This window comes from Streptomyces sp. NPDC058307 (genome assembly GCF_042880295.1).
Taxonomy (GTDB): domain Bacteria; phylum Actinomycetota; class Actinomycetes; order Streptomycetales; family Streptomycetaceae; genus Streptomyces.
On the sequence record NZ_JBHVYZ010000090.1, the window covers coordinates 1 to 9,113 of the forward strand.

Annotated in this window: 8 protein-coding genes and 1 pseudogene; 2 read left to right on the forward strand and 7 right to left on the reverse strand. The window is 71.0% G+C overall.

What is annotated here, in order from left to right:
* The 5 genes and pseudogenes from ACFVYN_RS37930 to ACFVYN_RS37950 form a co-directional block, all read right to left on the reverse strand.
* Window positions 1-256, reverse strand: a pseudogene (locus tag ACFVYN_RS37930) (sugar ABC transporter permease); the annotation flags it as partial.
* Window positions 257-269: 13 nt separating this feature from the next.
* Window positions 270-1,574, reverse strand: coding sequence for an ABC transporter substrate-binding protein (locus ACFVYN_RS37935; protein ID WP_390006819.1), 1,305 nt, complete (start codon window positions 1,572-1,574; stop codon window positions 270-272).
* 223 nt (window positions 1,575-1,797) lie between these two features.
* Entirely contained in the window at window positions 1,798-3,192 is a 1,395-nt protein-coding gene (locus ACFVYN_RS37940) for a cellulose binding domain-containing protein (RefSeq protein WP_390006821.1), read from the reverse strand.
* 74 nt (window positions 3,193-3,266) lie between these two features.
* Window positions 3,267-4,664 (reverse strand): sensor histidine kinase, encoded by a 1,398-nt coding sequence (locus ACFVYN_RS37945; RefSeq protein WP_390006823.1) that lies wholly within the window; start codon window positions 4,662-4,664, stop codon window positions 3,267-3,269.
* On the reverse strand, window positions 4,661-5,365 hold the full coding sequence (locus tag ACFVYN_RS37950) for a response regulator transcription factor (RefSeq protein ID WP_390006825.1): 705 nt from the start codon (window positions 5,363-5,365) through the stop codon (window positions 4,661-4,663). The genes ACFVYN_RS37945 and ACFVYN_RS37950 overlap by 4 nt, the downstream gene beginning before the upstream one ends.
* A 98-nt stretch (window positions 5,366-5,463) precedes the next feature.
* Here ACFVYN_RS37950 and ACFVYN_RS37955 point away from each other — a divergent pair, with 98 nt between their 5' ends.
* Entirely contained in the window at window positions 5,464-5,970 is a 507-nt protein-coding gene (locus ACFVYN_RS37955; protein ID WP_390006827.1) for a hypothetical protein, read from the forward strand.
* Window positions 5,971-5,979: 9 nt separating this feature from the next.
* On the opposite strand, the gene ACFVYN_RS37960 is transcribed toward ACFVYN_RS37955, so the two are convergent.
* Together ACFVYN_RS37960 and ACFVYN_RS37965 are read right to left on the reverse strand one after the other, a co-directional pair.
* Window positions 5,980-6,849: a spermidine synthase gene (locus tag ACFVYN_RS37960; protein ID WP_390006829.1), complete on the reverse strand. Its 870-nt coding sequence runs from the start codon at window positions 6,847-6,849 to the stop codon at window positions 5,980-5,982.
* A 66-nt stretch (window positions 6,850-6,915) separates the two neighbouring features.
* A complete protein-coding gene (locus ACFVYN_RS37965; RefSeq protein ID WP_390006831.1) occupies window positions 6,916-7,296 on the reverse strand; it encodes a hypothetical protein in 381 nt (126 codons plus the stop codon).
* Between the two features lie 265 nt (window positions 7,297-7,561).
* On the opposite strand from ACFVYN_RS37965, the gene ACFVYN_RS37970 reads away from it, so the two are divergent.
* Window positions 7,562-8,986, forward strand: coding sequence for a tetratricopeptide repeat protein (locus ACFVYN_RS37970; RefSeq protein ID WP_390006832.1), 1,425 nt, complete (start codon window positions 7,562-7,564; stop codon window positions 8,984-8,986).
* Window positions 8,987-9,113: the final 127 nt, after the last annotated feature.

Below are 9,113 nucleotides of genomic sequence, written 5' to 3' on the forward strand. Positions count from 1 at the left end.
GCCCGACCCACTTGATGGAGCCGAAGCCGATGCCGTCCCAGCTCGTGAAAGCCAGCGCGATCGAGGCCAGCGCGGTCACCCACACCAGCAGCACATGCAGGACCGTGGGCACACCGGCCATGAAGGCGAGCGTGATGCGGTCCCGCCGGGTCAGCAGCCGCTTGTGCCCCCGCGGGACCCGCTGGGTGACAGGGGCAGGGCCCGAAGGCGGCACCGCGGCCGCCTCCGGGCTCTTCATGTTCGTGTCGGTAGTCATGTAGCCGCTCAGCTCAGGAGGACGCGAAGATCGTCTTCTTCTGACGTTCGATCGAGGACAGCAGACTGTCCACGCCCTTGGGGTTCTGCAGGAACTTCTGCAGCGCGGGCTGCATCACCGTCGAGGTGAAGTCGGGGCGCGAGTCGCGGTCCATGAACTGCGTCAGGCTCTTGGCACCCGAGATCATCTCGTACGCCTTCTTCTGCAGCGGCGTGTACGAGGAGGTGTCGGCCTTGCTGGAGGCGGCCACCACACTGGAGTCGGCCTTGAGGTAGATCTGCTCGGCCGCCGGGGTGCCCAGGTACTCGAGCAGCTTGGTCACGCCGGCCTTGTTCTTCGGCGCCTTGGACACCATGAAGCCGTCGGTGGGGGCCTCGACGGTGTCCTGCCCGTACGCCGGGTTGATCTCCGGGAACGCGAAGAAGTCCAGATCGTCAAGGTCCGCCTTGTTGGTGAACTGCTGCGCCACGAACGAGCCCAGCAGGTACATGCCGGCCTTCTTGGACACCAGCGTCTGCGCCGCGTCCTGCCAGGTGCGGCCCATGAAGCCGTCCTGGTGGTAGGGCAGCAGCTCGGCCCAGTGGTCGAAGGCGGCCTTGACCTTGGCGTCGGTCCACGCGGCCTTGCCCGCCATCAGCTCGACGTGGAAGTCGTAGCCGTTGAGGCGGAAGTTGATCTGGTCGAAGGTACCCATCGCCGGCCAGGCGTCCTTGTCGCCGAACGCGATCGGGACCAGGCCGTCCTTCTTCATCTGCTTGGACAGGGCGACCAGCTGGTCCCACGTGGTCGGAACCTCGTACCCGTGCTGCGCGAACACGCTCTTGCGGTAGAAGAGCGCCCACGGGTACGTGTACAGCGGCACGAAGTAGTACTTGCCGTCCGCGCCCTTGGACAGCTTCTTCATCGCGTCCGGGAAGTTCCCGCCGATCTTGTCCCACACGTCGTCGATCGGGGAGGCGAGGTTCTTCGCGGCGAAGAACTGCATCCGGTAGCCGGCGAACCAGTTGAACACGTCGTCCGGCGTGCCCTGGAGGTAGGAGTTGATCTGCTCCTGGAACGTGTTGTGGTCCTTGGTGTTCACGTCGACCGCGATCCCGGACTGCTTCTTGAAGGACGCGTAGATCTCGGCGAACGCCTTCTTCGGCACCGCGTCCGACGCGTTCGACCCCAGACTCACGGTCTTCGGGTCACTGGAGCTGCCGCTGCTGCCACACGCGGACAGCAACGGGATGCCCGCGCCGAGGAGGGCGGCACCACCCACCCCCTTGAGCACACCACGACGGCTGGGCGAGGGGAGGGAAGACGAGAGGTCACGCATGGACGGCTCCTGAAGGCAGGGGTTCGGTCATGGAGGGATTCGGAGACCAGTCGTAATCGACCAGAAACCAACTTGACCGAACACGGTGGCGCAATGACAGCGTTATGTCAGGTCATGCGTCAATAGCTATCGGCCCGATTTGTCGAAACGTGACCGACATCCCTGCCTACCGGTGACCAAGGAGCCTCGTCGCGGACGGGTTCAGCTGTAGGCGGCGACGGGTTCAGTTGTAGGCGGCGAAGGCCTTCGAGAAGGCGAGCGCGTCCTGGACGATCGAGCTGCAGCTCGCGTCGGCGGAGGGCTTCGCACCGCCGGAGCACTGCTTGTCCCGGGTCGCGGACCACATCGACAGCCGGCCCAGCCCCTTCGCCTTGGCGAAGGCCACGAGCTGGGTGGCGTCCTCGACCGTGAAGATCTCCGAGGCCACGTCGTTGACCCCGATCATCGGCGTGACGCCGACCGCCTTCCAGGCCGCACTGTCCGACAGCCCGAGAACGCCCTTGACCTGCGCCTGGGTGGCCGTGGCGGCCTGTTCGGCGTAGGTGCCCATGTCTGCGCTGTACGAGGGCCCGTAGTCCATCGCCATGATGTTGACGGTGTCGATCCTCACGCCGTTCGACTTGGCGTTCGCGAGCAGATCGACGCCGTCCTGGGTGAGGCCCTCGGGCATCACCGGGAGCGTGTAGGAGACATCCAGTCCGGGGTGCTGCGACTGGAGCTTCGCGATCGCCTGCGCCCGCCGGGTGTTCGCGGCCGTGTTCGGCAGTGCCCCGCCCTCCACGTCGAAGTCGACCTTGGTGAGGCCGTACGCGTCCACGACCTTGCCGTACGCCGCCGCCAGCGCGTCCGCCGAGGAGCAGGTCGTGGCCAGCTCGGAGCCGGAGGCACCGCCGAAGGAGGCCCGGACGTCACCGCCCTTCGCCCGCAGCGCGCCGATCTGCGCGGCCACGGCGTCGCTCGCCAGGTCGCTGACCCCGCCCCACTTGGGGGTGCAGCCGCCGCCGTCGGTGACGAAGGCGAGGGTGTAGTCCTTGACGCCGGTGGACGCGGCGCTCGCGAGGAGGTCGAAGGCGGGGTAGAGGGAGGTGTCGACGTAGGGGGCGAAGCCGGCGGTGGCGTCGGTGCCGGTGCCCTTCGTGGGCGTGGGGGTGGGGGTCGGCGTGGGGGTCGAGCTGGGAGCGGGGGTGCCGCTGTGGCCGGTGGAGCAGTCGCCGTTGTCGATGAGACAGCCCGTGGGATCGCCCGTGCCGCTGACCACGAACCCGACCGTGACCGACTCACCGGCGGCCAGCCCGTCGGTGTCCCACCGGGGCGGCTTCACCGTGACATGCCGCCCGCTCACCCCGGCCTCCCCGTTCCACAGGGAACCGAGCGTGGACCCGCCCGGCAGGTCGAACTCCAGCTTCCAGTCCTTCTCCGCCGCACCGCTGTTGTTGGTGACGACGTACTGCGCGGTGTATCCCGTCGACCAGTCGCTCGTCCTCGTGTACGCGGCGCCGATCCCGGCCGCCTGGGCGGTACCGCTCAACAGGACCGCGCCGGTCCCCACGACGGCGGCGGCGACCAGCCCGCCGATCACCTTGTTCCTGCCGTTCACTCTGCGCCGATGGATGCTCATGACGCGGCACGCTAGCGATCCGGAATCGGGCAAATGACCTGATCAGGGCGGGCGTTGAGGATCTTAGGGCGCGCTTAAGGAAGGGATCGGGACCGGTTAAAGGTCGAGACCAATCCGCGCGTACGGCGTCTGCGCACCCGGTGTCCCCGGCGTACCGGCTCCCGCCCGTTCAGCTGGATCCAGATCCGCACCTCGGTGCCGCCGAGGACCGACGACCCGATCCGTACGTCCCCGCCGGTCGCCTCGGCGAGCCGCCGCACGATGTCGAGGCCGAGCCCGGTCGATCCGGTGCTGCCGGACCCCCGCCCGCGTGCCATGGCGGCCTCGGGGTCGCGGATGCCGGGGCCGGCGTCGGAGACGAGCATGATCACCGCGTCCTCGCCGTTGTGCACGTCGACCGCGAAGGCCGTGCCCTCCGGGGTGTGCCGGAAGACGTTGCCGAGCAGGGCGTCGAGGGCGGCCACGAGGTCGGCCCGGGCCACGGGTATGCGCACCGGCCGCTCGGTGCCGGCCACCCGCCACTTGCGGCCCTCGTCCTCGGCGAGCGCGGACCAGAAACCCATCCGCTCCCGGACCACCTCGGCCGCGTCGCACCCGGCGCCGGGCCCGGCGGCCGCGGTCTGCGGCTTGGCCTCCCGGGCGGTACGGATGATGGTGTCGACCTCGCGCTCCAACTGCGCGACCGCCGCCCGCGTCTGCTCGGCGGCCGGACCCTCCCCGAGCGAGGCCGCGTTGAGCCGCAGCACGGTCAGCGGGGTGCGCAGCCGGTGGGACAGATCGGCGGCCAGCTCCCGTTCGTTCGCCAGCAGTTGGACGACCTGGTCGGCCATGGAATTGAACGCGACCGCCGCCAGCCTGAGTTCGGTCGGCCCTTCCTCCGGCACCCTCGACCCCAGCTTCCCCTCCCCCAGCTCATGGGCGCCCTCCACGAGTTTCTGCGCGGGCTGCACCATCCGTACGCCGAGCCGGTCGGCGACCGCGACCGAGCCGACGACCAGCGCGATGCCGACGCCCGCGAGGACCGCCCAGGCGGTCGCGACGCCGTTGCTCACCTCGGACTCGGGGACGTACACCTCGACGACGGCTATCTCGCCGGAGCTGAGAGCGACCGGCTGGAGCAGGGTGGAGCCGCCGGGCACCTCGCTGGTGGAGGCGCGGCCCAGCCTGCGCACGGTCGCGATGTCGTCGGCGGCGGACCGCTGCCGTCCGATGTCCACGCCCCGCCGGCCCGCGCTCGCCGGTATGTGGACGGCCATCCCGGAGTCCGAGCCCGCGGAGGCGACGACACGCTCCAGCTGGTCGCGGTCGGTGGTGATGGACAGGGCCGGAGCGACGGCGGCCGCCTGCCGCTCGGCGTTGGAGAACGCGCGGTCCCGGGCCATCTCCTTGATGACGAGGCCGAGCGGGACGGCGAAGGCGACCACGACCATGGTGGTGACCGCCAGGCAGACCTTGACCAGAGCCCATCTCACAACGGCAGCCCCCCGCCCGGTGGTTCCAGCTTCACGCCGACGCCCCGCAGGGTGTGCAGATAACGGGGCTGCGCGGCCGTCTCCCCCAACTTGCGCCTGAGCCAGGACAGATGGACGTCGATCGTCTGGTCGTCGCCGTAGGACTGCTGCCAGACCTCCGCGAGGAGTTCCTTGCGGGGTACGACCACCCCGGGCCGGGCGGCCAGGAAGGCGAGCAGGTCGAACTCGCGGCGGGTGAGGTCGAGTCGGACGCCGTCCAGTTCGGCCTGGCGACGCAGCGGATCGACGCTCAGGCCGCCGACCCGCAGCACGGTCTCGGACGGTGCGTCACCTCCGGCGCCCCGGGACCGTCGTAGGACGGCGGCCATCCGGGCGGAGAGGTGCTCGACCGAGAAGGGCTTGGTGAGGTAGTCGTCCGCCCCCGCGTTCAACAGGCGCACGATCTCCGTCTCGTCGTCCCGGGCGGTCGCGATGATGACCGGGACGTCGGTGATGCCGCGCAGCATCTTCAGCGCCTCGGACCCGTCGAGATCGGGCAGACCGAGGTCCAGGATCACCACGTCGAAACGGAAATGGGCGACCTCGCGCAGCGCCTCCAGCGCCGTCCCGACGCTGCGCACGGTGTGGGCCGCGTCGGTCAGGTGCCGGATGAGCGCCGAGCGGACGAACTGGTCGTCCTCGACCACGAGCACACTTGCCATGCGCCGCACCGTACGCGATTCGGGCGAGCGCGGTCGGGGCCTGTGGACAACTCTGTCCGTGTGCGGCCGGTGGGACGCGTGAGGCAGTATGGCGGGCGATGCGCAGAGGACTCGTACACGTACTGGCCTGGCTGCTCGCCACGGGCGCGGCGGTCACGCTGTCGTGGTGGGGTGTCCACACGGTCATGGCGGGCACGGCCTACGATCCGCCGCGCGCGCTGCCCATCACGGCGGCCGACGCGACCACGCAGGAGTCGAAGCCGCTGACGTCGTCGACGCCGACGCGGACCGGTCGGGCGGCCCCGTCGAAGAGCCCGTCAGCGACGCCGAGTGCCACGACCGCGAGGCCGACGCCCTCGAAGAGCCCTTCCCCCACCGCCTCCGGTCGGGTCAGGAGCTACGACACCGACGGCGGCCGCGCGGTCTTCGACCTGGGCGAGAAGTCGGCGACCCTGGTGTCCGCGACGCCGGGCACGGGGTGGTCGATGCAGGTGTGGAAGACGGAGTCGTGGATCCGGGTGGAGTTCGCCTCGGGCGCGGACCGGGTGTCGGTGTTCTGCACCTGGCACGACGGCCCGCCGCGGGTGGAGATCGGTACCTACTGACTCAACCGGTCATCTGAACACGGACGGGGGCGGCGCCGGGGAGGCCACCGCCTCGGCGTCCGTCACGGGTACGGCCCCTCCGGTGAAGTCGAGGAGCGCCCTGCCGTGTTCGACGCGGCCGGGGTGCGGGTCGGAGGCGGCGCGGCGGGTCAGTTCCGCGATCGGCAGGGGGGTGTCGGAGGCGACCAGGACGGCGTTGCCGAAGCGTTTGCCGCGCAGGACCGTCGGATCGGCCATGAGGGCGAGTTCGGGGAAGCGGGCGGCGGCGGTGGCGATCTGGCCGCGGAGATGGGCGAGCGGCGGCCCGTCGGCGAGGTTGGCGGCATAAAAACCGCCCGGCCCGAGCACCCTTCGGACCTCGTCGAGGAACTCGGTGGAGGTCAGATGTGCCGGGGTCCTGGCTCCGCTGAACACATCGGCGATGACGAGGTCGGCCCATCCGTCGGCGACCTTGGCGAGTCCTTCGCGGGCGTCGACGGAGCGCACCCGTATCCGCGCGGCCGGCTCCAGGGGGAGCTTCCGCCTGACCAGTTGGACCAGGGCCGCGTCCCGCTCGACGACCTGCTGGGTGGAGCGGGGGCGGGTGGCGGCGAGGTACCGGGCGAGGGTGAACGCGCCGCCGCCGAGGTGCACGGCGTGCACGGGCTTGCCGGGGGGTGCGGCGAGGTCGATGACGTGGCCGAGTCTGCGCTGGTATTCGAAGGAGAGGTGGGTCGGGTCGTCCAGGTCGACGTGGGACTGCGGTGCGCCGTCGACGAGCAGCGTCCACGCGTGTGTGCGCTCGCGGTCGGGGATGAGCTCGGCGAGACCGCCGTCGACGGGTTCCACGACGGCTTCGGGGGCCGCGTTCCCACGGCGAGCGTTCTTCGACTTGCCCACTACGCCATTATCCGCGGTGCGAGGCCGTCCCGCGCCCGCGGGCCGGTCAGGGCCGACGGCCCCCGGTCAACGGCAGTTGTCCGCGGCCTCGATCAGTCTCGCCGCCTCGTCCAGTGCCGCCCGCAGCACCGCCGGGTCCGTCGCCAGGTCGGCGTCTCCCGGTGGCAGCAGCCAGTCCGATCCCGCCACCGGAGGCTCCGGCGCCAACCGCAGACCCCGGCCGTCGGTCTCCGTGCACGTGCTCCCCGGCATGTCCCAGCCCGCCGCCGTCCCCGGCGGCACCAGGAACCCCAGGGTCTGGCCGCCGTCGTCGTGCAGCACGGGACCCACCCCCTCACCCACCCCCCGTCGCAGGATGTCGACGGCCTCCAGGCCGTGTCGCGTCGGCACCGTGACCACGTCGCACGACACCGGCGTACACGGATCGACGCTCTGGCTGATCTCCATCGCGGCCTCCATCAAGGAACCCTCGTCCGACTCCGAGAGATTCAACGCGCGACCGCGTCAACGGCTACGGCGGAAGTCCGCCGCAAAGGATGGCAGTTCATGGCGGATCTCGGATGAGATATCCGGTTTGTAGCCAAACCCCGCATGGCGACCCGGACACAACAGGTACGTTCATGCCCGCCGGAAACAGGGCGTCACACTGACAAACCAGTCAACTCGCCCCACCTCCGGCATGGTTCGACGGTTCGCACGAGAGGACCCGGCCATGGCGTCGTCAATGGTGACCTCGTCCCAGTCCCCCACACCACCGCAGCCGAACCTCGCGTTCCGGCGTCTGCGCGGACAGCGCTCGCCGGCCGAGTTCGCCGCGATGGTGCGACGGGCCGCGCGCGAGATCGGCGAGAGCGTCAGCTGCGACGCACGCTATGTGGGCCGCGTCGAGGCGGGCGAGATCCGCTGCCCCAACTACGCGTACGAACGGGTGTTCCTCCACATGTTCCCCGGCCGCGCGCTCACCGACCTGGGATTCGCCTCCCGCGCATCCGTCCGCGGACGCCGGGCGCGCACCACGAGTGAGACAGAGGGGACCTACGAGCCGTATGACACGCAGGACATGCAGGACACGCAGGACACGCAGGATCCCGACGAGACGTACGACGACTACGAGGAGAGCGACGTGCTGCGTCGCGCATTCATGACCGGCGGTGGCGCCACGGTCGCCGCCGCCTCACTGGCCCCCATCGGGCTCGCCCTCGACGCCACGGCCGCCACAGGGCCGGTCCGCCGCGCGGGGGCGGGCGAGGCGGGTGCCCTGGAGGAAGCCGTGCGCAGAATCCGGTTGCTCGACGACCGGCACGGCGCGGACGGCCTGTACCAGCGCGCGGCGGCTCCACTGCGCGCCGCCTACGCGCTCCTGGACGCCGGCGCGACCCGGCAGACGACCGCCGAGCGGCTGCATTCGGGCGCCGGTGAACTGGCCATCTCGGTGGGCTGGCTCGCGCACGACTCCGGGCGGTTCGACGATGCCCGCTCGCACTACGCGGAGGCGCTCGCGACGGCCCGGGTGACCGGTGACGACGCCCTGGAGGCGCACGCCTTCTGCAACACCGCCTTCCTCGCGCGCGACGCGGGACGGCCACGGGAGGCGGTGCGGGCCGCGCAGGCCGCGCAGCGGGTCGCCCGGCCCCTGGGTTCGGCCCGGCTCATGTCGCTGCTCGCACTGCGCGAGGCGGGCGGCTGGGCGGGGCTCGCCGACCGCACCGGGTGCGAGCAGGCCCTCGCCCGCGCACAGGCCTACTTCGAACGAGGCCTCTCGGACGCCGACCCCGAGTGGATGAGCTTCTACGGCGAGGCCGAGCTGGCGGGACTGGAGGCGCAGTGCTGGTCCACGCTGGGCGACTGGCGCCGGGCGGCCAGGCACGCGCGGCGCGCGGCGGATCTCCAGGACCCGCACTTCACCCGCAACATCGCGCTGTACACGGCCGAACTCGCCGACGACCTGGCTCGCGGCGGCCACCCCGACGAGGGTGCGGCGGCGGGGCTGCGGGTGCTGGAGCTGCTGGGCGAGGTCCAGTCGTCCCGCATCCGCACGATGCTGGCGGCGACGGCGAGGGTGCTGTCGCCTCACCGGCGGGCTTCGGGGGTGTCGGCGTTCCTGGAACGCCATGCGTCGACGCCGAGGACCGCGTGAGGACTGTTCTGCGGCTGCGGCCCGGTGGTGGGGGGGGGGGGGGGGGTGTTGCATGTGCCGCGGAGCCGCGGGGGGGGGGCCGGCCCCGCCGGCCCCCCCGACGACGCCACCTGCGCCCCGTAGTTTA